27 protein-coding genes are annotated in these 21,915 nt (G+C 58.3%); 24 read left to right on the top strand and 3 right to left on the bottom strand.

What is annotated here, in order from left to right; genetic code table 11:
- The first annotated feature begins 98 nt into the window (after positions 1-98).
- The 9 genes from nifH to fdxB all read left to right on the top strand — a co-directional run bounded on the left by nifH (position 99) and on the right by fdxB (position 8,761).
- Positions 99-989, top strand: a complete 891-nt coding sequence (gene nifH / locus SO139_RS20630; protein WP_498540518.1) for a nitrogenase iron protein — start codon at positions 99-101, stop codon at positions 987-989.
- 77 nt (positions 990-1,066) lie between these two features.
- Positions 1,067-2,569, top strand: a complete 1,503-nt coding sequence (gene nifD, locus SO139_RS20625; protein ID WP_498540517.1) for a nitrogenase molybdenum-iron protein alpha chain — start codon at positions 1,067-1,069, stop codon at positions 2,567-2,569.
- Between the two features lie 46 nt (positions 2,570-2,615).
- Positions 2,616-4,175 (top strand): nitrogenase molybdenum-iron protein subunit beta, encoded by a 1,560-nt coding sequence (nifK, locus tag SO139_RS20620; protein ID WP_498540516.1) that lies wholly within the window; start codon positions 2,616-2,618, stop codon positions 4,173-4,175.
- A 113-nt stretch (positions 4,176-4,288) separates the two neighbouring features.
- Complete coding sequence (nifE, locus tag SO139_RS20615; protein ID WP_498540515.1) at positions 4,289-5,950, top strand: nitrogenase iron-molybdenum cofactor biosynthesis protein NifE; 1,662 nt, start codon at positions 4,289-4,291, stop codon at positions 5,948-5,950.
- Between the two features lie 23 nt (positions 5,951-5,973).
- Positions 5,974-7,356 carry a nitrogenase iron-molybdenum cofactor biosynthesis protein NifN gene (gene nifN / locus SO139_RS20610; protein WP_498540514.1) on the top strand — a complete coding sequence of 461 codons (1,383 nt, stop codon included), beginning with the start codon at positions 5,974-5,976 and terminating at the stop codon, positions 7,354-7,356.
- 22 nt (positions 7,357-7,378) lie between these two features.
- Positions 7,379-7,774, top strand: a complete 396-nt coding sequence (nifX, locus tag SO139_RS20605) for a nitrogen fixation protein NifX (protein ID WP_449383983.1) — start codon at positions 7,379-7,381, stop codon at positions 7,772-7,774.
- Positions 7,775-7,785: 11 nt separating this feature from the next.
- Positions 7,786-8,256, top strand: a complete 471-nt coding sequence (locus SO139_RS20600) for a NifX-associated nitrogen fixation protein (protein WP_498540513.1) — start codon at positions 7,786-7,788, stop codon at positions 8,254-8,256.
- Between the two features lie 8 nt (positions 8,257-8,264).
- Complete coding sequence (locus SO139_RS20595) at positions 8,265-8,474, top strand: CCE_0567 family metalloprotein (protein WP_449383985.1); 210 nt, start codon at positions 8,265-8,267, stop codon at positions 8,472-8,474.
- Between the two features lie 2 nt (positions 8,475-8,476).
- Entirely contained in the window at positions 8,477-8,761 is a 285-nt protein-coding gene (gene fdxB, locus SO139_RS20590; protein WP_449383986.1) for a ferredoxin III, nif-specific, read from the top strand.
- 274 nt (positions 8,762-9,035) lie between these two features.
- On the opposite strand, the gene SO139_RS20585 is transcribed toward fdxB, so the two are convergent.
- Both SO139_RS20585 and SO139_RS20580 read right to left on the bottom strand, forming a co-directional pair.
- A complete protein-coding gene (locus SO139_RS20585; RefSeq protein WP_498540512.1) occupies positions 9,036-9,350 on the bottom strand; it encodes a hypothetical protein in 315 nt (104 codons plus the stop codon).
- Positions 9,351-9,804: 454 nt separating this feature from the next.
- Complete coding sequence (locus SO139_RS20580; protein WP_498540511.1) at positions 9,805-10,395, bottom strand: hypothetical protein; 591 nt, start codon at positions 10,393-10,395, stop codon at positions 9,805-9,807.
- Between the two features lie 331 nt (positions 10,396-10,726).
- Between SO139_RS20580 and SO139_RS20575 the strand changes: the two genes are divergently transcribed.
- From SO139_RS20575 to SO139_RS20510, 14 genes are all read left to right on the top strand, one after another.
- Positions 10,727-11,047 (top strand): HesB/IscA family protein, encoded by a 321-nt coding sequence (locus SO139_RS20575; RefSeq protein ID WP_449383988.1) that lies wholly within the window; start codon positions 10,727-10,729, stop codon positions 11,045-11,047.
- Between the two features lie 36 nt (positions 11,048-11,083).
- Complete coding sequence (locus SO139_RS20570) at positions 11,084-11,377, top strand: NifU family protein (RefSeq protein WP_498540510.1); 294 nt, start codon at positions 11,084-11,086, stop codon at positions 11,375-11,377.
- 12 nt (positions 11,378-11,389) lie between these two features.
- Positions 11,390-12,538 (top strand): cysteine desulfurase NifS, encoded by a 1,149-nt coding sequence (gene nifS / locus SO139_RS20565; RefSeq protein WP_498540509.1) that lies wholly within the window; start codon positions 11,390-11,392, stop codon positions 12,536-12,538.
- A gap of 44 nt (positions 12,539-12,582) precedes the next feature.
- Complete coding sequence (gene nifT / locus SO139_RS20560; RefSeq protein WP_449383991.1) at positions 12,583-12,807, top strand: putative nitrogen fixation protein NifT; 225 nt, start codon at positions 12,583-12,585, stop codon at positions 12,805-12,807.
- Complete coding sequence (locus SO139_RS20555) at positions 12,804-13,670, top strand: SIR2 family NAD-dependent protein deacylase (RefSeq protein ID WP_498540534.1); 867 nt, start codon at positions 12,804-12,806, stop codon at positions 13,668-13,670. The genes nifT and SO139_RS20555 overlap by 4 nt, the downstream gene beginning before the upstream one ends.
- A 324-nt stretch (positions 13,671-13,994) precedes the next feature.
- The gene (nifB, locus tag SO139_RS20550; protein WP_498540508.1) at positions 13,995-15,551 is read left to right on the top strand and encodes a nitrogenase cofactor biosynthesis protein NifB; all 1,557 of its coding nucleotides are present in this window, start codon (positions 13,995-13,997) and stop codon (positions 15,549-15,551) included.
- 15 nt (positions 15,552-15,566) lie between these two features.
- Complete coding sequence (locus tag SO139_RS20545; RefSeq protein ID WP_449383994.1) at positions 15,567-15,791, top strand: 4Fe-4S binding protein; 225 nt, start codon at positions 15,567-15,569, stop codon at positions 15,789-15,791.
- A 318-nt stretch (positions 15,792-16,109) separates the two neighbouring features.
- Positions 16,110-16,640 carry a hypothetical protein gene (locus SO139_RS20540; protein WP_498540507.1) on the top strand — a complete coding sequence of 177 codons (531 nt, stop codon included), beginning with the start codon at positions 16,110-16,112 and terminating at the stop codon, positions 16,638-16,640.
- Complete coding sequence (locus SO139_RS20535; protein WP_498540506.1) at positions 16,633-17,376, top strand: 4Fe4S-binding leucine-rich repeat protein; 744 nt, start codon at positions 16,633-16,635, stop codon at positions 17,374-17,376. Before SO139_RS20540 ends, SO139_RS20535 begins: the two co-directional genes overlap by 8 nt.
- 27 nt (positions 17,377-17,403) lie before the next feature.
- Positions 17,404-17,724, top strand: a complete 321-nt coding sequence (locus SO139_RS20530) for a nitrogen fixation protein NifZ (protein WP_449383997.1) — start codon at positions 17,404-17,406, stop codon at positions 17,722-17,724.
- Entirely contained in the window at positions 17,721-17,960 is a 240-nt protein-coding gene (locus SO139_RS20525; RefSeq protein ID WP_449383998.1) for a nitrogen fixation protein NifZ, read from the top strand. The genes SO139_RS20530 and SO139_RS20525 overlap by 4 nt, the downstream gene beginning before the upstream one ends.
- A gap of 12 nt (positions 17,961-17,972) precedes the next feature.
- A complete protein-coding gene (locus SO139_RS20520) occupies positions 17,973-18,326 on the top strand; it encodes a DUF3024 domain-containing protein (protein ID WP_498540505.1) in 354 nt (117 codons plus the stop codon).
- Between the two features lie 11 nt (positions 18,327-18,337).
- The gene (locus SO139_RS20515) at positions 18,338-18,607 is read left to right on the top strand and encodes a DUF6129 family protein (RefSeq protein WP_498540504.1); all 270 of its coding nucleotides are present in this window, start codon (positions 18,338-18,340) and stop codon (positions 18,605-18,607) included.
- Between the two features lie 62 nt (positions 18,608-18,669).
- Complete coding sequence (locus SO139_RS20510) at positions 18,670-19,815, top strand: DegT/DnrJ/EryC1/StrS family aminotransferase (RefSeq protein ID WP_498540533.1); 1,146 nt, start codon at positions 18,670-18,672, stop codon at positions 19,813-19,815.
- A gap of 157 nt (positions 19,816-19,972) precedes the next feature.
- Here SO139_RS20510 and SO139_RS20505 read toward each other — a convergent pair whose 3' ends face one another.
- On the bottom strand, positions 19,973-20,104 hold the full coding sequence (locus SO139_RS20505) for a hypothetical protein (protein WP_449384001.1): 132 nt from the start codon (positions 20,102-20,104) through the stop codon (positions 19,973-19,975).
- A gap of 600 nt (positions 20,105-20,704) precedes the next feature.
- Here SO139_RS20505 and SO139_RS20500 point away from each other — a divergent pair.
- Positions 20,705-21,043, top strand: a complete 339-nt coding sequence (locus SO139_RS20500; RefSeq protein ID WP_498540503.1) for a (2Fe-2S) ferredoxin domain-containing protein — start codon at positions 20,705-20,707, stop codon at positions 21,041-21,043.
- Positions 21,044-21,915: the final 872 nt, after the last annotated feature.

Genomic DNA, 21,915 nt, shown 5'->3' with positions numbered 1-21,915 from the left:
GCTATCGCCTTTTCACCGAGCTGCCAATGCGGCGCGCTAGGCGATAGGATCAGAGAGAGCGCAGTCCGCAGATCATTAACCGGTTGACGGAGAGCAACATGTCTTCACTGAGACAAATCGCGTTTTACGGCAAGGGTGGTATCGGCAAGTCCACGACCTCGCAGAATACGCTCGCAGCCCTGGCCGAGTTGGGTCACAAGATCCTGATCGTCGGCTGCGACCCGAAGGCGGACTCGACCCGTCTGATCCTGCACGCCAAGGCACAGGACACGATCTTGAGTCTCGCGGCGAGCGCCGGCAGCGTCGAGGACCTCGAGATCGAGGATGTCTTGAAGGTCGGCTACAAGGATATTCGCTGCGTCGAATCCGGCGGTCCGGAGCCGGGTGTCGGGTGCGCCGGCCGTGGCGTCATCACCTCGATCAACTTCCTCGAAGAGAACGGCGCCTACGAGGACATCGATTACGTGTCATACGACGTGCTCGGCGACGTCGTCTGCGGCGGCTTTGCGATGCCGATACGCGAGAACAAAGCGCAGGAGATCTACATCGTCATGTCCGGCGAGATGATGGCGATGTACGCCGCCAACAACATCTCCAAGGGCATTCTGAAGTATGCCAATTCAGGCGGCGTGCGGCTCGGTGGCCTGATCTGCAACGAGCGGCAGACCGACAAGGAGCTGGAGCTGGCGGAAGCACTCGCCAAAAAGCTCGGCACCCAGCTGATTCACTTCGTGCCCCGCGACAATGTCGTCCAGCACGCCGAGCTGCGCCGCATGACGGTGCTGGAATATGCGCCGGACTCCAAGCAGGCGGACCACTATCGCAATCTCGCGACCAAGATCCATAACAATGGCGGCAAGGGAATCATCCCGACCCCGATCAGCATGGACGAGCTTGAGGACATGCTGATGGAGCACGGCATCATGAAGCCGATCGACGAAAGTCAGGTCGGCAAGACTGCTTCCGAGCTCGCCGCGCTGTCGGCGTAACGCAGACCTCACATTCGGCGTGCGTCGAGAAAACGTCGGCCCCTAACGCGCACAGGACAATTGGAAGGGATATTCGTATGAGCTTGGCATCCACCAAGAGCGTTGCAGAGATTAAGGCCCGCAACAAGGATCTGATTAGCGAAGTCTTGAAAGCCTACCCCGATAAGACCGCCAAACGGCGTGCCAAGCACCTTAATGTGCACGAGGCTGGTAAGTCCGACTGCGGTGTCAAATCGAATCTTAAATCGATCCCCGGCGTGATGACCATTCGAGGCTGTGCCTATGCCGGCTCCAAGGGCGTCGTGTGGGGTCCGATCAAGGACATGATCCACATCAGCCATGGTCCGGTCGGCTGCGGCCAGTATTCCTGGGGATCGCGGCGCAATTATTATGTCGGCACCACCGGCATCGACACCTTTGGGACTATGCAGTTCACCTCCGACTTCCAGGAGAAGGACATTGTCTTCGGCGGCGACAAGAAGCTCACCAAGGTCATCGACGAGATCCAGGATCTATTTCCGCTCAACCGCGGAATCACCATCCAGTCGGAATGCCCGATCGGTCTGATTGGCGATGACATTGAGGCGGTGTCGAGAGTAAAGTCGAAGGAGTATGACGGCAAGACTATCGTGCCGGTGCGCTGCGAAGGTTTCCGCGGCGTGTCTCAGTCGCTCGGGCACCACATCGCCAACGACGCGGTACGCGACTGGATTTTCGACAAAATCAACCCTGAGACAGAGCGGCGATTCGACCCAACGCCCTATGACGTTGCCATCATCGGCGACTATAACATCGGCGGCGACGCCTGGTCCTCTCGCATTCTCTTGGAGGAGATGGGCTTGCGCGTGATTGCGCAATGGTCAGGCGACGGCAGTCTCGCCGAGCTTGAGGCGACGCCAAAGGCGAAGCTGAACATCCTGCACTGCTATCGCTCGATGAACTACATCTCTCGCCACATGGAGGAGAAGTTCGGCATTCCGTGGTGCGAGTACAACTTCTTCGGCCCATCCAAGATCGCGGAGTCGCTGCGCAAGATCGCGAGCTTCTTCGACGACAAGATCAAGGAGGGCGCCGAAAGCGTCATCGCGAAGTACCAGCCGCTGATGGATGCCGTCGTCGCCAAGTATCGACCGCGGCTAACGGGCAAATCCGTGATGCTGTTCGTTGGTGGTTTGCGCCCTCGGCACGTAATTGGTGCCTATGAAGATCTTGGTATGGAAGTTATCGGGACCGGCTACGAATTCGGTCACAACGACGATTATCAGCGCACCGCCCAACATTACGTCAAGGACGGCACATTGATATATGACGACGTCACTGGCTACGAATTCGAGCGCTTTGTCGAAAAGATTCAGCCCGACCTCGTTGGTTCCGGCATCAAGGAGAAGTACGTGTTCCAGAAGATGGGCGTGCCGTTCCGGCAAATGCACTCGTGGGACTATTCGGGTCCTTATCATGGCTACGATGGGTTCGCGATCTTCGCCCGCGACATGGACATGGCAATCAATTCCCCGATCTGGAAGAAGACCAAGGCGCCGTGGAAGGACGCTCCGCGTCCGAGCCTTATGGCGGCGGAATAAGCGAGCCGGGCCACAGATCGAACACGAATCCAACAAGGACGCCATGATGCCCCAGAATGCCGAAAACGTGCTCGATCATTTCGAGCTGTTCCGAGGTCCGGAATACCAGCAGATGCTGGCCAACAAACGAGCGCTCTTTGAGAATGCGCATGATCCCGCCGAGGTCGCGCGTATCCGCGAATGGGCCAAAACCCCCGAATATCGCGAGAAGAACTTCGCGCGTGAGGAACTGACCATCAATCCGGCCAAGGCCTGCCAGCCGCTAGGTGCGGTGTTTGCCTCAGTCGGCTTCGAGAGCACGTTGCCTTTCGTGCACGGTTCACAGGGCTGCGTCGCCTACTATCGGAGCCACTTGTCGCGGCACTTCAAGGAGCCGACCTCCTGTGTTTCCTCGTCCATGACCGAAGACGCGGCCGTATTCGGTGGCCTCAATAACATGATCGACGGGCTAGCCAACAGCTACAATATGTACAAACCGAAGATGATCGCGGTTTCTACCACCTGCATGGCGGAAGTGATTGGCGACGATCTCAACGCATTCATCAAGACGTCGAAGGAAAAGGGGTCGGTGCCGGCTGAGTTCGACGTTTCCTTTGCTCATACGCCCGCCTTCGTCGGTAGCCATGTCACCGGCTATGATAACGCTTTGAAAGGCATCATCGAACATTTCTGGGACGGCAAATCCGGATCTGAGCCCAAGCTCGAGCGCGAGCCGAACGAGAAGATCAACTTCATCGGCGGCTTCGACGGTTACACCGTAGGCAACATCCGCGAGATAAAGCGGATCTTCGAATTGATGGGGATTGGGTACACGATCCTGGCGGACAACAGTGACGTGTTCGACACGCCCACTGATGGTGAGTTCCGCATGTATGACGGTGGCACGACACTGAAGGACACCGCGGACGCCATCCACGCAAGGGCGACCATCTCCATGCAGCAATATTGTACGGAGAAAACGCTACCGTTCATCGAGGGGCATGGCCAGCAGGTCGTTGCGTTTAACCATCCGGTCGGCGTCAGCGCGACCGATGACTTCCTAATGACGCTGTCGCGTATTACTGGCAAGGAAATCCCAGAGGTCCTGGAGCGGGAGCGCGGTCGTCTGGTCGACGCCATGGCAGACTCCAGCGCACACATCCACGGTAAGAAGTTCGCAATCTATGGCGATCCGGACCTTTGCTATGGCCTGGCTGCCTTCCTGCTCGAGCTCGGGGCCGAACCAACCCACGTCCTGTCAACCAACGGCAACAAGGCCTGGGAAGGGAAGATGCAGGCGCTATTTGCCAGTTCGCAGTTCGGCAAAGACTGCCACGCCTATCCTGGTAAGGACCTCTGGCACATGCGTTCGCTGCTGTTCACCGAGCCAGTCGATTTTCTGATCGGCAACACCTACGGGAAGTACCTGGAGCGCGATACCGGAACACCGCTGATCCGCATCGGCTTCCCCGTGTTCGATCGGCACCATCATCACCGCTATCCGGTGTGGGGCTATCAGGGGGGATTGAATGTGCTGGTGAAGATACTTGATCGGATCTTTGAGGAGATCGACAGGAATACCAACGCGGTGGGTAAAACCGACTACAGCTTCGACATTATCCGCTGATGCGGGCGAGTGCCCGCCTCATAGCCGCTTGTCGCGGCTGTGAGGTGGGGATGTAAACACCAGTCGGGCCATCGTCCGTGCTGACCGGAAAACGTCCGCGCAAGGAGAAAACCGTGACTTCGCTGTCGTCCACAATCCAGAACGTCTTCGACCAGGCGGACTGCGTCAAGAACGCCAACAAATCGGAGGCTGCCCGCAAGAAAGGCTGCACCAAGCAGCTGCAGCCGGGCGGGGCCGCCGGAGGTTGCGCTTTTGATGGCGCCAAGATTGCGCTGCAGCCATTTACCGACGTAGCCCATCTCGTTCATGGCCCGATCGCGTGCGAAGGAAATTCCTGGGACAATCGCGGCTCCGTCTCCTCAGGCTGTGATCTCTGGCGCAGGAGCTTCACGACGGACATGCATGAGATTGACGTCGTGTTCGGTGGCGAGAAGCGGCTATACAAAGCCATAAAGGAAATCATTGAGAAGTATGATCCCTCGGCGATCTTTGTCTACCAGACTTGCGTGCCGGCCATGATCGGTGACGATATCAATGCGGTCTGCAAGTTCGCCGCGACGAAATTCAGCAAGCCCGTCATTCCTGTCAATTCGCCGGGGTTTGTTGGTTCGAAGAATCTTGGCAACAAGCTCGCCGGCGAAGCTCTGTTGGAATACGTGATCGGCACGCAGGAGCCCGACTCCACCACGCCCTACGACATCAATCTCATCGGCGAATTCAACCTATCCGGCGAACTCTGGCAGATCAAGCCACTGCTCGACGAACTCGGTATTCGCATCCTGTCCTGCATCTCCGGCGATGGAAAATATCGCGAGGTTGCCTGCTCACATCGGGCTCGCGCCGCGATGATGGTGTGCTCGAAGTCCTTGATCAATGTCGCGAGCAAGATGAGGGATCGTTACGGCGTCCCCTTCTTTGAAGGATCATTCTATGGCATCCAGGACTCGAGCGAATCTTTGCGCCAGATCGCGCGCCTGCTGATCGAGCGCGGCGCGCCGACCGAGTTGATGGAACGAACCGACGCCGTAATTGCACGCGAGGAGGCAAAGGCCACGGCTGCAATCGAGCGCTTCAAGCCACGCCTTACCGGCAAGAAGGTGCTGCTGTTCACTGGCGGCGTGAAATCGTGGTCGGTCGTCTCAGCTTTGCAGGAGGTGGGGCTCGAGATCGTTGGCACTTCAGTGAAAAAATCGACCACGGAAGACAAGGAGCGCATCCATAGATTGATGGGCCATGATGCCCACATGATCGAGGATCTGAGGCCGCGTGAAATGTACAAGATGCTCAAGGAAGCAAAAGCGGACATCATGCTCTCCGGTGGCAAGTCGCAGTTTGTCGCCCTGAAGGCTGCGACGCCATGGCTCGACATCAATCAGGAGCGCTGCCACGCCTATATGGGGTATCTCGGAATCGTGAAGTTGATGGAAGAGATCGACAAGGCGCTCTACAACCCGATATGGGATCAGCTCCGAAAGCCCGCGCCGTGGGATGATCCCGACATTAATTGGCAAAGTAAGGCGCCTTTGCAGGTGGATGTGGCGACCGCCGATGTTGCTCCGAATCGGGGCCGCGCCGAAAAGGCCGCTCGCGCCAAGAGAGCCTTCCGTCGCGTCGATCTCGGCGTCATCAAGGATGGCGTTGTCCTTCACGGCTTGACTGCGATCCACGACGTCGCGCAGCACACCGAGGCTTCCGGCATCTGCGGCGCCCGCAAGCAAGCCATCGAGGATATTACCGCGGCCCAGCCTGCGCCCATGCAGCAGGCGGCGGAGTAGGATGGCGAAGCAGGTTCCTGGCCATGGCTATCGTTACCAATTCCAATAAGGCCTGCTCGATCAATCCGCTTAAGATGAGCCAGCCGATCGGCGGCTCTTTCGCCTTCCTGGGCGTTCGGGGCGCAATGCCGCTCTTGCACGGCTCTCAGGGCTGCACGTCCTTCGGCTTGACCCTGTTTGTCCGCCATTTCAAGGAGGCGGTGCCGCTGCAGACCACGGCGATGAGCGAGGTTGCTACCGTGCTCGGCGGGTATGAGAATGTTGAGCAGGCGATTCTCAATATCTACAACCGCACCAAGCCCGAAATTATTGGAATCAATTCGACCGGTGTTACCGAGACCAAGGGCGACGACGTCGAGGCGTTCATTCGTCTTGTTCGACGGAAGCATCCGCAGCTCGAAAAAGTTCCGCTCGTCTACGTTTCGACACCGGATTTCAAAGACGCATTTCAGGATGGCTGGGAAAAGACCGTGGCGCGAATGATTGACGTGCTTGTCGAGCCTGCCTACGCGGTTGCGCCGCGTGACTGCTCGCGCATCAATGTCTTGCCTGGCTGCCATCTTACCCCCGGCGATCTTGACGAACTGCGGACAATCTTTGAGGACTTTGGGCTAAAGGCGTCCTTTCTGCCGGATATTGCGGGTTCGCTCGATGGTCACATTCCCGATGAGTTCACACCAACCACGATCGGCGGGATCGGGGTCGACGAGATCGCCACCATGGGGCAGGCGGGCTGGACGATCGGGATCGGAGCGCAGATGAGGCGCGCGGCCGAGGCGATGCAGGCGAGGACGGGCGTGCCGTTCCGGCTGTTCGAGCGGCTCTGTGGCCTCGTCCCCAATGATGAATTCATCACTTTCCTGAGCAAGATCAGTGACAAACCGGTGCCTGCAAAATATCGCCGCCAGCGTGGCCAGCTCGCGGACGCCATGCTGGATGCGCATTTCCATATCGGCGGTCGAAAGCTCGCCATTGGGGCCGAACCGGACCTCTTGTTCGATATCTCCAGTATGCTCTATGAGATGGGCGCGCAGGTGACCGCGGCGGTTACGACGACGGCCTCTCCGGTGCTCGAACGCGTCAAGGCTCGAGAGGTCCTCATCGGGGATCTCGAAGATCTGGAGCAGCGTGCCAAGGCGTATGACTGCGATCTCCTGATCTCTCATTCGCACGGCCGCCAAGCAGCAGCACGGCTGAACATTCCATTCTTCCGTGCCGGCTTTCCGATGTTCGATCGCCTCGGCGCGGGCCACCAGATGACGGTTGGCTATCGTGGCACGCGCGAGCTGATCTTTGACCTCGCCAATCTGATCATTACTGACCGCGAGGACAACCGTCAGCCGACGCCGGAAACCTGGCGGAACGCCGATGCGGGTCTGCATGTCGATCCGTCGCAGCTGAACTGACGCGAATAGAGGAATTACTCAGATGAAAGTCGCATTCGCCACCCAGGATCTGAAGCGCGTCGATGCACATTTTGGCTGGGCTAAAAACATTGCCATCTATGATGTCAAGCCCGAAGGGCATCGCCTGATCGAAGCTATTCAGTTCGATGGCGACTTGAGTGAGGACGGTAATGAGGACAAGCTCGCGCCGAAGATTGAAGCCATCAAAGACTGCGCCATTCTCTACGTTGCAGCGATCGGCGGCTCCGGCGCTGCGCGCGTCGTCGCAAACAACATCCATCCGATGAAGGTAAGCGAGCCTGAAGCGATCGACGATCTCTGTATCAAGCTCGAAGGTGTCTTGAAAGGCTCGCCGCCACCCTGGCTACGCAAGGTACTCGCCAAGGCCCACGAACGATCGTTTGATTTCGAGGACTGAGAGAAGCGACTATGACAGAGGCGGCTGAATTGAGCGAGCCTGACCCCGCGGGGGAGGCGCCCTTTGTGAGAGAGCTCGTCAAGATTTGGCGCGCCGAGGACAGCCATGGCGCTTGGGAGGGTAAGAAAGATCTCGAGCTGCTCGAGCCTTATGTTCTCGATAGGGAAAAGCGCCGTGCATTGCCGATCGTTGGCGATCCCGATCCGGACACGATCTGGCGGTTGGAATTGTTCTTCAACGCCGTTGCAGTGTCCATTGAGAAGGCGACCGGCCTGATGATCTCGCCGATGCTGAAGATGCACCATGAAGGCTTTGGCCGCATCGTGCTGATCGGCGGCCGGCTCATTGTCGTAAATAAGCAGCTGCGCGACGTTCATCGCTTCGGTTTTGATAGTCTCTCAAAGCTCGTCGCGGAAGGTGACAGATACGTCGACAGCGCAGTTGAGATGGTCCGCAGGTTCCCGGAAGTTGCGAATTACTGAGGTAACGAATGAGCGATCTTGAAGAACTTAAGGCCGAAATCAAAAAGCTCTCGGCCAAGGCGACCCGGGCAAAGATGGATCTCCACGATCTGGCGGAGGAACTGCCGGTCAACTGGACCTCGATCCCGAGTGTTGCCCAAAAGGTCCACGATGCCTTCGACGAGCTCGAGCGCAAGCGCGAGGATCTCAAGGCGAAGGAAAAAGCATACGGATCCTGACCATGTCATTTGCAACACGAGATGGTCGCGACTGGCGGCCGGAATTTTTGGTATGCATCGATCCCAAGAAGTGCATCGGCTGTGGCCGCTGCTACAAGGTGTGCGGCCGCGAGGTCATGATGCTGAAGGGCCTCAACGAGAAGGGCGAGATGATCGACCTCGAAGACGACGATGACGAGATCGAGAAAAAGGTCATGGTGCTAAGCGATGACGGTGCGTGCATCGGCTGCGGCGCCTGCGCCCGGGTGTGTCCGACCAACTGCCAGACCCACGCTCCGGCTGCTTGAGCCGAGCCATTGCGAGCAGCGAAGCGGAAAATGTCAGGGTCTTTCTGCAGCTGTCAGCGCCGGAAAACGTAACAAGAGTGCGAGTAGCATTGTTCCTCCTGGCGCAGACGTTAGGATCAGAACGAGTCGACGACGTAGTTGGTCCTGCCATTTCTCCGAACTCATCGCGGTTGTGCCCGAGCGATTTGGCATGCGGCGGAGAGCTCGGCGCTTGGAATTCTTGATGCCAGCCTCGGGGGCACGACAAGCAAGTTATGGCCCCTCAGCCCGGCGGCTACTCGATCCCCTGTTCACATGCCTTCATCATCGCAGCAATCCGAAACCGCTCGTGGATTGCTGCCGGATTGGCGAGCATATCGGCCTCGGCCTTTTTGAAAGCTGCAAGAACGATCTCCGCTTCCTCGCGCGTCAGCGGGACGCGGCCAGCCATATGGGTAGCTTCGGGCACTACGGCCAGGATCGCTTGGCGGTAAGGATGGTTCGCGACCTGGATGAGTTCGTTAGCTTCGAGCTTGCCCCCAAGCATGATTGCGAGCCCGACGACTTCGAGCTTGCGGCCGTCGTTGGTGTTCTTGACCAGCGTGGTCATCTCAATTCTGTCTCCTGTTCGGCAACCCACATATGTCTCTGCAATCCCTGAGCTGCGCCAGACCGTGCGCCTGACTCCCCCGCGCGGGGTGCTACAACCAGACCACGAGGTAATATCCTTGAAGCGAAACGCGTTCGCGCAGATCCGCCATCTGGGAATCTGCCTTGGATCACAGCACGAAGTCGGGCGGGTCTGCCGAGGCCACCAACTGGAATAGACTCCCTCCAACGGCAGGCGCGCTGGAGCTCCACCTGTCATCTCCTGCTTCTTCGCGGTGGGGATTCATTAGCGCGGCAAAACCTTGACGGTAATGGGCTTCGTAGTAGTCAGCCGCTCTCCAGCCAGCCGTCTTCAGTGATGAACTGAAATTACACCATCTGCCACCCGGGGCGCCTTGCGCGCCCGTCACGCAAACGGCTTTGCCGCGTAGAAGAAGAGATCTGGCGCGATAACGTCAGACAGGGCGATTTTCGTTACGGTTCTTCACCGGCTTCATCTTGGCGAGGACTTCCTCGTAGGAGAGTTCGGCATAGGAGGCGTCGACGGACTTGGCGGCATCGAGCAGATAGTCGAGCTTGCCGGCAGTATCGAGTTTCTTGATGTCGTTTTTATCGACGCCGGCGAGATCCATCATCTCCTTCCACACCGTCGACTCGTCACATGGCAGAACGCAAAATGTGATGTCGCCGATCTTGGTGCGGTATTTCGCTAATAGATCAATGTTGTTGCAAAACATGAAGTAGCTGCCCTTCGGGCTTAATGCGCCGTCCAGCACCTTTGCGACATCGGCAAGATAGGCAACGGAATGCAGGTAGCCGGCCAGTACCGGGATCGTGGTCTCTCCCTCGTCCGCGACCGTTAGTACCTGCTCGATCGAATAGTCGGGTGGACGCTTTTCGTCGGCGACCTGGGCCTGGAACCTTAGCGCGATATCGCCGCGGAAGCCGAATCGACCGGGCTTCTTGGTGTCACCCTTCAGCACCGCATTAAGCAAACGGCCTTCCTTATCAAGCCGGCCAAGAACGGTGTTGTCGATCAATGTCATGAAGTCCTCCTCGTCTGATGTGCTGGCGCGGATGTCGCACCGTGTGAACTCAACTTTGCCCCCCTATGCAAATTTTTTGCCGTCTGCCCACGTATGCGGCGAACGTCAAAGGCTCCGCTTCGTTTGTGCGGCTTACGCAGAGATGAGGCGCCGGCCACGACGGTGTCTCGCTCGGGTCCTCCCAGGTCGCAAAGCCTCGTGTCGCAAGCCCGACATGGCTTGCAACGCAAACAGGCGACAATAGCAAAAGCCGAGCATTGTCAGGAGTGCGATCCTTGGCATGGGACTTGCCAAAAGTATCCCGGACCGGCGCTGATGGTGAGTGATAGCGATGATTAATCTGACGAAGAGCGCGGAGAATGCCATGAAGAGCGCGATCTCTGGGGGAGCGCAGGGGACGAGGGGCGTGCGGATCATGGTCGAAGAGGGCGGCTGCGCCGGGTTCAAATACACGATGGGACTTGCCGATGAGCCGAAGCCCGATGAGACCGTGATCGAGCGAGGCGGCATCAAGGTGTTTGTCGACAACAATAGTCACGAGCATCTTGCCGGAACTACGATTGACTTTGTGGCGGCGCTGGAAGGGTCCGGCTTCACCTTTGACAATCCCAACGCAAATTCGAGCTGCTCATGTGGCAAGTCATTCAGCTAGGGCCGGTAAACCAAGAAACGACAGAGATATCAGAAGATGCTTGTCGAGACCGAACGAACGAGACAATCGGCAGCCGATGAACCCTCCGAACGGGAACAAATCGTTCGCGTTGTGCTCGAGGAAATCCGGCCGAATTTGAAGCGTGATGGCGGAGATTGCGAGTTTGTTGGGATCGATGGTAACAAAATCATGGTTCAGCTCACGGGCGCCTGCGTCTACTGCAAGCTCGCGAGTGCGACGCTAGAAGGCATCCAGACGCGCCTCATCGAACGGCTGGGCGAGTTCGTCCGCCTGATCCCGGTCGCTGGCCCCGCCAAAGCCCGACACTAAAGAAGGCGTACGGTGCAGCCGGTCTACCTCGATAACAACGCGACGACTCGCACGGATCCGTCCGTCGTCGCGGCGATGCTGCCGTTTTTCTCCGAGCGATTCGGCAATGCCTCGTCCACGCATGCGGTAGGCAGAGAAGTCGCGGAAAGCATCAGAGAGGCGCGCAGGTGCGTGCAGGCGCTGATCGGTGCTGCCTTTGATCATGAAGTCGTCTTCACCTCGGGCGGCACCGAATCAGATAATACAGCGATCCTCTCGGCGCTTGCCGTGCAGGAGCGACGCGACGAACTCGTCACGACGAGTGTGGAGCATCCGGCCGTGCTGTCCCTCGCAGACGAGCTCGGCCGTCGCGGCAACAAATGTCATCTAATTCCTGTCGACCGCTCCGGGCGGCTCGACATTGATGCCTATCGCCGCGCGTTATCCGCCCGTACCGCGATTGTCTCCGTCATGTGGGCCAATAATGAGACCGGAACGATCTTTCCGGTCGAGCTCCTCGCCAAAATGGCGCGCTCGGTCGGCGCACTGTTCCACACTGATGCGGTACAAGCCGCGGGGCGAATTCCGATCGACGTGAAGACCACGGAGATCGACATGCTGTCGCTCTCCGGCCACAAGCTGCATGGTCCGAAGGGCGTCGGCGCGCTCTATGTGCGCAAGGACACCAAGTTCAGGCGGCTGATCTTCGGAGGGCCGCAAGAGCGCCGCCGACGTTCCGGCACCGAGAACGTGCCCGGGATCATTGGGCTGGGTAAGGCTGCGGAACTTGCTGCCTTGGAGCTCGAACGCGAGGCGGGCAAAATAGCCGCGCTGCGCGACCGGCTGGAGCATGGCGTTCTGAGGTTTGGCAATTGCGCCGTGCTCGGCGACAACGAGAGCCGCCTACCTAACACCTCCAATATCGCATTTGAGAATCTCGAAGGTGAAGCAATTATCCATCATCTGAATAGCGCCGGTGTTGCTGTCTCCCTCGGATCGGCCTGTGCATCGGGCTCCATGGAGCCGTCGCATGTGCTTCGCGCGATGAATGTACCATCAGCCTCGTTACGCGGCGCGATCCGCTTCTCGCTGTCCCGCGAGACCACCAGCGAGGAGATCGATCATGTCCTTTTTGTGCTACGAAGTATCATCGCGAAACTAAGAGAGGCGTCACCTACGTGACCGGAGCGGGCAAAATCGACCTCTTGATGCAATGAGTATATACCATGAAAGTTATCATTCGGCGTTCACCTGAAACCGGCCTGTCGATTTACGTGCCCAAGAAGGATCTTGAAGAACCGATCGTTGAATTCGAGCACGAGACGCTGTGGGGCGGATGGATCAGAATAGCCAATGGCTGGGTGCTCGATCTGCCGCCGATGACGAACGACACAACCTTGCCGGTTACGATCAACGCCAAGAAACGTGGCGGCGACAGGGAAGAGACGTGAACGCGCCGGCTTCGCAGATCGAGTTCGTTATTCGGTCGGTTGCCGAAGCCATTCTCGGCAAGGTCGCCGAGAAGCTTCGCAGCGGCAATGTCGTTCCCTATCTCGGGCCCGGCCTAGCTGAGTTGTCGAACGCGAGTGCGCCGATAAATCTGGAGGAACTGGCGGAATTCTTCGGTACAAAGGTGGCGCTGCCAAAGCGCGCGAGAGGGAACGCCTCGGCCTCCGCACAGTATATCGAAACCACGAGGCACCGCACCACCCTGACAGCGATGATGGCGGACGCCTTTAGTGCGCCGATCGAGCCTACGCAGCTACAGCGGTATCTTGGAACGCTGCCGCTGCCACTGATCGTTGACAGCTGGTACGATGGCGCGATGCGAAATGCGTTGGCCGGCCGTCGCAATTGGGGCGAGATCCAGGGAATCACCCGCGCCGGCCTCAGTGAAGATCGCTGGTACCGCTTCTACGACGCCGCAGGCACCGAAGTCGATTGCTCTCTGGCAAAAAAGTGGACAACGATCCTCTATAAGCCGCACGGTGGCGTCGCCCCGGCTAGAAATTTCCTGGTCTCCGACGCCGACTATGTTGAGGTGCTCACCGAAATCGATATACAGACGCCGATTCCCGACGAGGTGAAGGCTCGCCGCGCTGGCCGCAGCTTCCTGTTTTTGGGCTGCCGCTTCAACGACCAGCTCCTGCGCACCTATGCGCGACAGGCGTTAAAGCGCTCGTCCGAGGTCCACTATGCGGTCGTCGAACCCGACGTGCTTTCCAAGAATGAGCGCCGCTTTCTGGTTGACCAGGCCCTGACGCCACTCGCAATTCCGCTTGCACGTGCCATTCAGATCATTTTGGCGGATTAGCTGACGCTTCTCGCATGGTTAGGTGACCAGCAAGTCGCGCAAGTACCCCTCACGGCGTCTCGAAGCCATCTGACCAGCCATCCTTCCGACAAAAGACAAGAAAAAGAGCGGCGATACTTCAATCAACATCGCTTCTCGCACCGCTGCGTGCCGTTTCAATCACAACGCATGTCAGCTTTCCAACACAGGGCGGCGGCAATACGGCACTCGACGCGTTAACTCATTGAACGCAGACACGAAAGACGCCTGCCGCTGCCGTGGCACGCCGGTTGCTGAGACCCGTACCTGGGAAGCTTTTCACACCTTAAATGGAGAAACTGACAGATGGATGCCCCATCGCAACGGGAAGCATCGCGCGGTGCCATCGAGATCGGCAAGATCACGCAGGCGTTTGCCGAACACAAAGGCTGCGGCACCGGTAACCGCAGCGGCACAGCTAGATGCGGCTCGCCGAAAGTCCGCGGCGATTTGCCAGCCGAGACATGGGAGAAGGTGAGAAAGCACCCCTGCTACAGCGAGGACGCGCATCATCACTACGCGCGCATGCATGTTGCGGTCGCGCCAGCCTGTAACATCCAGTGCAACTACTGCAACCGCAAATATGATTGTGCCAATGAATCGCGTCCGGGTGTGGTCAGCGAGAGGCTCACGCCCGAGCAGGCCGCCAGGAAGGTAGTGACTGTCGCCTCTACCATTCCACAGATGACCGTGCTCGGCATCGCCGGTCCCGGCGACCCACTCGCTAACCCGGAAAAGACTTTCAAGACGTTCGAGCTTGTCCACAAGGCCGCACCGGATCTCAAGCTGTGCCTGTCAACCAATGGTCTTGCGGTACCCGATCACATCGACACCATCGCCGAACTCAATGTCGACCACGTCACGATCACAATCAATATGATTGCCCCCGAGATCGGCGCAAAGATCTATTCCTGGATCTTCTACAAGCACAAACGCTACACCGGCGTCGAAGCGGCAGAGATCCTCACCGATCGCCAGCTCCAGGGCCTGGAGATGCTCACTGGCCGCGGCATCCTCTGCAAGATCAACTCGGTCATGATCCCTGGGATCAACGATCAACACCTCGTCGAGGTCAATAAGGCCGTGAAGTCGCGCGGTGCCCTCCTGCACAACATCATGCCGTTGATCTCTTCTCCCAAGCACGGAACCGTGTTCGGTCTAAACGGCCAGCGCAGCCCGACGGCGCTCGAATTGAAGGCGCTGCAAGATAGCTGCGAGGGTGAGATGCGCATGATGCGCCACTGCCGACAGTGCCGTGCTGATGCTGTCGGACTTCTCGGCGAAGACCGCAGTACCGAGTTCACCACCGAAAAGATCATGGCTATGGATACCAAATACGATGTCGAGAGTCGCAGCGCTTATCAAGACAAAGTTGAGAAAGTTCGCGCAGCCAGATCAGAAGTCATGCGCGCGGCCGCTGCGGAAATCCAAGATGGATTCGGCGACATTAAGGTGTTGGTGGCCGTCGCGACCAAAGGCTCGGGCCTGATAAACGAGCACTTTGGTCACGCCAAGGAATTTCAGATCTATGAGCTCTCTAGCGGCGGCACCAAATTCATAGGCCATCGCCGCGTTGATCTGTATTGTCAGGGTGGCTATGCCGAGGATGGAAAGCTCGAGACCGTCATCCGCGCCATTAATGATTGCCACGCGGTGTTCATCGCCAAGATTGGCGGCTGTCCCAGAGCCGGCCTGATCAAAGCCGGCGTTGAGCCAGTCGATCAATACGCGCATGAGCTTATCGATAGGTCGACGCTCGCCTGGTTCAAGGCCTATCTCGGCAGGGTTAGCAGTGGTGCCATCAAACATGAGGAACGCGGCGATGCTGCGATCCGCCAGGGCGCGTTGATTTCCGCGGCATGAGAGAGGGCAGAAACAATGCCGTTTAAGATCATCGCCTCTCAGTGCACGAGCTGCTCGGCGTGCGAGCCGGAATGTCCGAACGTCGCGATCGCGGAGAAGAATGGAACATTCATGATTGATCCTCAAAAATGTACCGAGTGCATCGGCCATTTTGACGAACCGCAATGCGTGGCGGTCTGCCCAGTCGACAACACCTGTGTCGTCGACACCTCGCTTGCGCGCTACCAGGCGCGCGCTTGAGCGAAAGACAGGACATGAACTTTGGGAATATTCGAGTGGTGCGGCGAGCCATCCGAATGATGCTCCAAGCCGGCGGGTCCGCCGGCTGCGACCTTTGCCTTGCGATTAGCCCGAGCGGATGTTCCGGGCTTGCCTGCGGTGCCAGTCCGCCCGAAAAGCCGCGGGTCCCGGATGGCCTGGTCGAGCGCACGGAGGGTCCGCTGCCGAACGACGGTTTGACCATCGATTTCGTCGATATGCCGAAGCGTATAGGGCTCGTGTTGGAAGATCGTAAGCAGGTCTCCCGCCCGCACGATTGATTGCAATAGGCGACCCGCGATGCCAGATGCTCTGTTCAACCCACAATCCGAGATCAACGAGGCGCTCCTCACCAGCACCTTGCTTGGACCTGGGCTGCCCAGCGAGGCCGAGCACCACCTATGGCAAGCGAGCCTCTCCTATCACGTTGATGAAGTCGCCGAAAACCATCTGCGAGAGGCCGAGGCGCTCGCCCCGGGCCACGCGGCAGTGCTGATCGGCCTCTTTCGTTTCCATTTCTACAAGGCGCAGCTCGCCGAGGCGCTTCAGGTCGCCAAGCGGTGCATTAGCAAGGCGGCCGAGATGAACAATCTCTCGTCCGACTGGCACCTTGTCCGCGCCCATGATGCGGAGTTCGGTCGATATGACGATATTCGGCCGCGCTTCTTTCTGTTTTCGCTGAAAGGATACGCTTATTTGCAGATGCGCCTCGGTCAAACTGAGGAAGGGCGGATAGCCGTTCAAAAGCTTCTGGAGCTCGATCCCACCGACAAGATCGGCGCCAAGGTCCTCCAGCGTGTGCTCGAACGCATGGGGCAGGAAGATGACTAACAACATCGACGAGGCAAGAAATTGGCAGGGCGATCAGATCGATTGCGCCTGCTGTGTGCATATTGCTCTGAATCGCACTGGCTGCTGTCAACTCAAGCATGCTTGCGTCAACGACCGCTATGCCCGACGTATCGACCGTTTCTTCGACCGGAATCCGGGTCTCGCCGACGCCTACCTCGCTCACCCGCATTTTGAGGTACGCGCGATCGCGGCGAGATTCGCCAGCGTCTTTCTGCTGCCGCCGTTGCTCCACGACCAAGATGAAACCGTACGTTGTAGCGCCGTCCGTCGTCTGCCCAAGCGCTTCGCTGTGCAAGTTCGCAACGACCCTCATCACGAAGTTAGGATGTGGGTCGCGACACTGCTTGAAGGTGACGAACTGCTGCCGATGGCCTCGGATGAATATTACTACGTGCGCCTTGTCGTTGCGCGGCGGATCACGCCCTTGCTACTCCGCGGAATGACCCACGACGAGGAAGCAGAGGTCCGTCGCGCGGTGGCGCGACGCCTCCCGGAGGAATGGTTGCTCAGCATGGTCGATGACCGTGACGCATTGGTGCGGTTGGAGGTCGCTCAACGCCTGTCGGCGCAGTTATTGTCGCTTCTGCGCCACGACCCGGATTGGCGTATCCGGCATGAGGTAGCAAGCCGGATTTTGCCGTCCGAACTCATAGGCCTTGTCGATGATCCATATAGCCTGGTGCGCGAGGTCGCGCGCTCGCGACTTGCCCTGTAGCTGGGACAAGAACAAGGGAACTCCGGCATGAACAATATTGTTGCTGACGATGACATCATCGAGCTGACGGCGCCACCCTTCTTCGACTTTGGAGAGAAGGTGCGGGCTAACCGCACCATCCGCAATGACGGCACCTATGCCGGCAAAGAGATCGGCGACATCCTGGCCAAAAAGGACGAGGTCGGCTACGTCGTATCGATCGGCACTTTCCTGCAGCGCTTTTACATTTACGGCGTCGAATTCATCGAAAGTGGAAACCGGGTCGGCATGAAGCGCAAGGAGCTCGATCCTGTCATCCCACGCGACGAAGTCGAGGACCTGCCTTTGCGGGAGGCAATATCACGATGATTGAATCCAGCCCGGCAAAATATCAGCGCGGCCAACGCGTCAAGGCGATGTTCGACCTGATCAATGATGGGTCCTTCCCCAATGCTCCAGCGCAAGGAGTCCTGGTCAGCCTCGGTGACATCGGCGAGATTGTCCAAGTCGGGCGGCACACGGAAGCAAACCTGCCGATCTATCTCGTTGAGTTCGGTGAGCGGTTGGTGGTCGGCTGCCTCGAAAGAGAAATTGGGCTGATCTAGGATATCGACGCGATGCACGCCGCCTTAGGCACAAATCCAGGGCTACCCACGCACCCTAACGACATCGATCGCAGGCGAATCGAGCGCGCGCTTAAGTCGAGAGAACGCTATCGTTATGTCTCGGCGAACATCACCGGCGTTGCCGGCGGCTACTTGATTGAAAGTCCATGCTGCTCACGCAACATTGACGTTAAGGGCGGCATAATTGACGTGGCCATGCTGCACCACGACGGGGCAAGCGCCAGCTGGCAGCTGTTCCGAAAGGATCACAAGCATGGCGTCTGGAAGCTGCACTCGACGCACCAGCGCCTGGCATCGGTTACCGATCTCTTGAACACCGATCCGGAACGCGTGTTTTGGCAATAAGGACCCGCTCGATGGCTTTGGGAGCAGACGAAATTGCGGACATCGAGCAGACGCTCGCGTCATTCGATGATGCTGCTCGAGCCTCTGCGACGTTGCGAAAGAGGTACCCGCATCTCGACTGGGTCCGCTGCGACTCCTCCGACTTCACCGAAACACCTTTTCGCAGTGCCGGGCAATTCGACCTGCATTTGCTCGATAGTGCTGATCGTTGTGCGCGGATCACGGACGATCCGACACGGGCGACCGGCATTGTGCTGGTCAAGCGCACGGTCGAGCCGTGACCCGACCAACCCTAGCCAATGGCTGCGTTGCAAAGGCCGACGAAGAGCCGGGGCCAACAAGACTGGAATCGTTAATTCCATTTTCGGACCCTGACATTACCCTGGCCGAAATCGCGGCAGTAGATCGCGTGTTGCGCTCGCCGCGGCTCTCTAACGGCCCGCTCACCGAACAATTCGAGGCAGCATTTGCCGCCTATCTCGGGCGGAATTATGCTGTTGCGGTAGCAAGCGGCACCATCGGCCTTCTACTTTCTCTGAAGGCCTGCGGCATTGCCGCTGGCGACGAAGTGATCGCCTCGTCCTATTCATATCGTGAAGCTGCGCACGCCATCAGCCTGGCGGGTGCGCGGCCGGTATTTGCCGACATCGACTATTGGTCCGGGACGCTCGCACCGCAGAAAGTCGAGGAGCGCATCACGCCAAAAACCCGCGCCATTCTCGCCGGCAACGTTAATGGCCATCCTGCAGCCTGGTCGGAGCTGCGCGCTATCGCGAGAAGGCACAATCTGCTGCTGTTAGAAGATTCCACTGAGGCCATCGGCTCTCGTTATAAAGGCCAACTGGTCGGCACCTTTGGCGATGTCGCCGTGTTTGACTTCGCCCAGCCCTCGCTTCTGACCTGCGGCGAGGGCGGCATAGTGGTGACCAATGATATCGACCTTGCAGTGGCGCTGCGCCGTCACCGGTCGCATCGGATGGATGAGCGTGCTTCCGTTACCGTCGGCTCGGCTGCACCATATCAGGCCGGGATGAGCGATCTCTCCGCTGCGCTGGGGCTTACGCAGCTTAGTCGCATCGATGAGATCCTGGAGCGGCGCCGCTTGATCGAACAGCTTTACACGATACACATGCAGTCGTTCGAAGGCATCAAGCCGCCCTATGTCGAGCCCGATGTGACCGAAGTGAACTGGTTTCTCTATGTTGTCCATCTCGGGACGCGTTTCACGCGCTCCAGCCGCGACGCTATCGTCGAAGATCTATGCGTGGAGCAGGTCGAAGCTGCAGCCTACAGCCGTCCCCTGCACCTGCAACGGCACTATTTCGATCTCGGCTATCGCCGCGGCGATCTGCCGGTGACGGAAAAGATTGCCGATCGCGCCGTGACATTGCCATTTCATACGCATCTCACTGATAGGCAGATCGAATTCATTGTCGAGACCATGAAAGATGCTTCAATCAATGTAGGCGCGGGCGCGGCGATCTACTGAACAGCGGAGAAATGCAGCAGAGAAGACGTGCAAATGACGATGCGGCCGGTGAAAGTCCGCCATTTACGATCGTCGTGACCGTGGTACTCGAGGACGCGAAGATCGAGTAATCAACGCTTGTCCCGCGTGCCGGGGCTGGGCTCAATATCGGCAGGAGCTACTCAAGTGTGGCCGCGATGACGTGATCTTTGAGATCCAGGCTGGACAATCGATCGCCTTCGTGGCCCTCGATGGCTGCGGCCGGGGATTGGTCGACGCCGCAACGGGAGATGATGTCGGCAATCGACATGTTCTTGTTGTCTCCGCGACAGTCCCTTCGCAGCCTCGTCCAAGGGCAGACATCAGATTGGCATCGGGCGTCGGGAAACCCCTCCAATGGCCCTCACCACAGTTGGTTTAGTGCTTGCATGAAAGTGTTGGTGAACAGCGAAGTGAGCGATATGGTGATGGCCGGACCGGCAATTGAGGCCCTGATCTGCGAAGTGAGTCCGAGGGTCGGATGTGATCGTGACCAATCTGGGCGGGCACCGGACACGACTGTGGGCACAAATCGTCTAAAGCTTGTGCAGGCAAGAGCCGCATCCAACATCATCGGATGATCTATGCCGCGTTAGCCAGAACAGTGATCGACCACTCGTGCTCAAAATCGCCGCGCCGAAATGAGCCAACTATAAGAAAGACACAATGAGCGATCTAACCGAACAATGCTTTGAGCACTTCAGTTCTGGAGGTGGCATCAAGCCATATTTCGAGTGGCCGATCATCCTGCAGCTTTGTGTCAAAGCACGATTTCCCGCGATTGGGACATCGCTGCCGAGAGTTCCAGCGCGGGTGAGCTCACCACTCTTGACGATCAATGCATTGCGGTAACATAAGCATGAGCTACAGCATGAACGAGTTCGAAGTCCCGCAGCTCTACCGGCATCACGTTTTTGCCTGCCACACTCAGCGCCCACCTGACCATCCGCACGGCAGCTGCGGGGCGGCGGGCGCTCGACCGTTGTGGGAACGGCTCAGCAAAGCGATCGAGGCGAGAGGGCTGACCGATATCGGCTTCACCGCAGCTGACTGTCTCGGCTTTTGCAGCTCCGGTCCTCTGATGGTCGTCTATCCTGACGGCATCTGGTATCGTCCGAGGACTCCTGAAGATATCGACGAGATCGTCGAGTCCCACCTCAAGAACGGCCGCCGCGTCGACCGGCTCGTCATCGTGCTCACGCGGAGTTAGCGTCTCCTTGCGTTCCGCTTGCGGGAGAAGGTGCCATCGGCCGTCTCGGGCCACAGGGACGCCGATGCATAGCATCGGCGATGGCGCGGATAAGGATGTCTCGTTGCACTCGCGCGGAAGAAGTCAGGCGCTGAATGAACGAATCCGCCCTCATGCCAATCCCGGTTGTCTTGCGATAGAGATGGACAGAATTACGTGGATGGAGTGTGCTTCTGACCCTGATCAGCAACAGTTACCAAGTACTTGCGATATTGTGCGGTTGTACGGCAGCTGTCCATACACAGCTTTGAAGCCTATGCCGCGGATCTGTGAGTTTCGTCGCTTTGTAGGCGTGAATCATTCAGCGGAATCGGTAGGTCGTGCGGATCTCAGAACGTAACTTACCGATCAGTGAGAGAAGCGAACGCTTTCGATGTCAACGGCGTGCCGACGCTTCGCTCGGCTACGACATTTTACTGGCGGAAGGCACCTTCGGAGGCCGCTTCCATGCTGGCAGGCGCCTGCTTCGCTCGCTCGCCACTCGGTGCGGCTTCTTTTGCACAGAATCTCCTCGATGGCAGCTTGGCCGCGGTAAGCCAATGGCGACGCTTTCATTCCGGGCATCCCAGTCTGGCCCAAAGAACCTGATTTCCCGCGGGTGTCAGGCATAGCTTGTACGCCATAAGCATCGGCCCGCTGGGATCCTTGTCCTGTTTCTGACGGAACAACATAAACACCGTGCCGGTCGGTCAGGTCTGTCGATTAATTCCAAGCATGGGCAAACGCTTAACGCACGCGCGGCGAATGGCACGCCAGTTGCTACTTAAATGCAGCAACTGCGAGTAGGGGCTGAGGCCACGCCGGCGCTTATGGCGAGCGATGTTCTCCTTCCC

Source organism: Bradyrhizobium sp. UFLA05-89 (assembly GCF_059803475.1).
This window is presented reverse-complemented; position numbering and strand designations above follow the sequence as displayed.